Origin of the sequence: Streptomyces sp. W16 (assembly GCF_033194735.1) — a bacterium.
Classification (GTDB): domain Bacteria; phylum Actinomycetota; class Actinomycetes; order Streptomycetales; family Streptomycetaceae; genus Streptomyces.
This window is the reverse complement of the sequence record NZ_JAWOAI010000903.1, coordinates 1-2,311: the sequence shown is the minus strand read 5'-3', so window position 1 is coordinate 2,311 and position 2,311 is coordinate 1. Positions and strand designations below refer to the sequence as shown.

Here is a 2,311-nt window from a genome sequence, read left to right as displayed (position 1 = left end):
GCCGCCGGCGCGGGTCAACAGGCCCTGCCGCGAGCCGAGTTCCTGCGGGAGGTCGCCTCGCACGTGCCGGACGGCGACGTCCGCTCCCGTCTGCTGGTGGCCGCGGGCTTCTCCGCGCGGACGTCGGTGCGGCACGCGGCGTCCGTGCTGGGTTCGGGGACGCTGATCTCGGCTCCGGACACCGTGCCCTTCGCCCTGTGGTCGGCGGCGGGGCACCTGGACGACCTGCCGGAGGCGTTGTGGCAGACCGTCGCCGGGTGGGGCGACCGGGACACGACCTGCGCGATCGTGGGCGGTGTCGTCGCGGCCCGCACCGGCACCGACGGCATCCCGTCGGCCTGGCGGGAGGCCCTGGAGGCGATCCCCGCCTGGAGCGGCTGGGACGCGCTCGCGGCGGGCCGCCAACCCTCCGTGTAGGGCGGCCGTCAGCCCAGGACCGTCCCGGAGTTCTTGTCGTTCACCGGGCGCAGTCTGGAGAAGGTGCTCAGGTCGATGGTGTGGCCCGTGTACGGGGCCTTGAACACCGCGGGGTGCCGGTCGTGGTCCACGCCGTTCTCAGTGTGGTCGACGATGGTGCGCAGGAATCCGCCGACGAGCGGGGCGTTCTTGAACTGGTTTCCGCTGGTGCCGATCGCCACGTAGTAGCCGGGCAGGTCCGTCTTGTCGTAGACGGGCGTCCAGTCGTCGGTGACGTCGTAGACACCGACGACTCCCCTCGGGCGGTTGGGGACCGTCAGGGTCGAGAGGCGTCGGGCCGCGCGGGTGGCCTGTGCCTCGAACACGGCCTTCGTCACGTCGGTGGCGACGCTGTCGGGGTCGTCGACCCACTGCAGCGGGTCGCATTCCGGTTCGGTCCCGCCGATCAACAGGCCGCCGCCCACCTCGGCCCGCAGATAGACGCCGAGATCGATGTCCGCGAGACACATGTCCGGGGCTCCCGTTCCACCCCGCCCGGCCGGTCCCGGTACGTGGTGCACCTCCTGGCGCAGCGGCCGGAGCGACACCGTGAAGTCGTCGCCGACGCCCGCGAGTTCGTTGATCCGGCCGGACCAGGGGCCGGCCGCGTTGACGACGATGCCGGTGTCGATCCTGGTCCCGTCGTCGAGCAGTACGGCGGACACCCGCCCGGAGTGGCGGACCACCTGCGTGACCGCCCTGTTCAGCATGAACACCGCGCCCTGCCGTACGGCGGCGTCGGCCAGGTTGGCGGCGGCCAGTTGGGGATCACTGACGTAGCCGGCGTCCGGGGTGTACACCGCGCCGAGGCTCTCGGCGGACCGCTCCCAGAACGCGTCGTCGGCCAGGCGCTTCGGCGGCCAGTGGCGTCCCGTGTCGATGCCGGGTATCTCGGCGGTGAGGCGGTCGGTGTCCCACTCCTCGTAGGGCACCCCGACGGTGTCGAACAAGGGGAGGTACAGGGCTCTGGGGGCGATGTCCACGTCGAGGAAGGCGAGGCCGGTCCTGACGTACCGGACGAGGTCGGCAGAGTCGGGCAGCCCGGTGTGCTCGGCCCAGTTCTCCCAGTGGAACCTGGACTCCCAGGCGGTGGCGACACCGGCCAGGGTGGAGAAGTTGAACCGCATGATGGCGCTGGACGCGCTGGTGGAGCCGTGCCCTATGCCGCGTGCCTTGTCGACCACGACGGTGCTGCGGCCCGATCTCGCCAGTTCGAGCGCGATCGACGTTCCCATGACACCGGCTCCCACGATCACGGCGTCGGAATGCATCGGCGATCCTCCTTTTTCGTCGATCGTTCGTCGATCGTAGGAGCGTCGGCGGGTGTGCCAGAAGCGCTCGTGGTCGCGCCTCACGGCGCTTTCCCGCATCAGGTGTTGCGTCAGGTGTCGCGGTCAACCCGCCGATCGGCGCGCGGTGTTGATCCGGGCCAGTTTGAGCGCGAGATGCAGGGTCAGGCGGTCCATTCCGTCGTCGAGGGAGAGGCCCGTGATGCTCTCGACGCGCTTGAGCCGGTGGTAGAGGGTGGTCCGGTGGACATGCATCGCCTGGGCCGTGCTGCCGGAGTCGCCGGCGCGGTCGAGGAATTCCTCGGCGCTCCGGACGAGGACGGCGTGTTCCGGATTCCCGAGCAGGTCTCCCACTCCGGGAAACGGGAGGTCCTGTGTCAACTGGTCGAAGTCGACGCGTAGTAGCAGGGCGAAGGGGCCGAGCGAGGACCAGGACGCCACGCCGCCGAACACCGGCAGGAGCGTGGCCGCACGGACCGCGGTGCCGGCCTGCCGGTGGGCGTCGACGACGGCTTCGAGACCGTGCACGGTGGCGCTGAGGCCGATCGCGCAGGTCCGCCCGGGCC

3 protein-coding genes are annotated in these 2,311 nt (G+C 71.0%); 1 reads left to right on the top strand and 2 read right to left on the bottom strand.

Annotated features, from left to right (window positions below; genetic code table 11):
• A partial coding sequence (locus R6V09_RS51195; RefSeq protein ID WP_317888260.1) for an ADP-ribosylglycohydrolase family protein occupies nucleotides 1-417 on the top strand: 417 nt, incomplete at its 5' end.
• Between the two features lie 8 nt (nucleotides 418-425).
• Here R6V09_RS51195 and R6V09_RS51190 read toward each other — a convergent pair.
• Nucleotides 426-1,727 (bottom strand): NAD(P)/FAD-dependent oxidoreductase, encoded by a 1,302-nt coding sequence (locus R6V09_RS51190; RefSeq protein ID WP_317888259.1) that lies wholly within the window; start codon nucleotides 1,725-1,727, stop codon nucleotides 426-428.
• A 123-nt stretch (nucleotides 1,728-1,850) separates the two neighbouring features.
• On the bottom strand, nucleotides 1,851-2,311 hold a 461-nt coding region (locus R6V09_RS51185; protein WP_317888258.1), incomplete at its 5' end, for a PucR family transcriptional regulator.

What these genes read in the sequence shown, in the direction of transcription:
- R6V09_RS51190 (WP_317888259.1), bottom strand. Translation starts at nt 1,727, where the DNA reads ATGCATTCCGACGCCGTGATCGTGGGAGCCGGTGTCATGGGAACGTCG.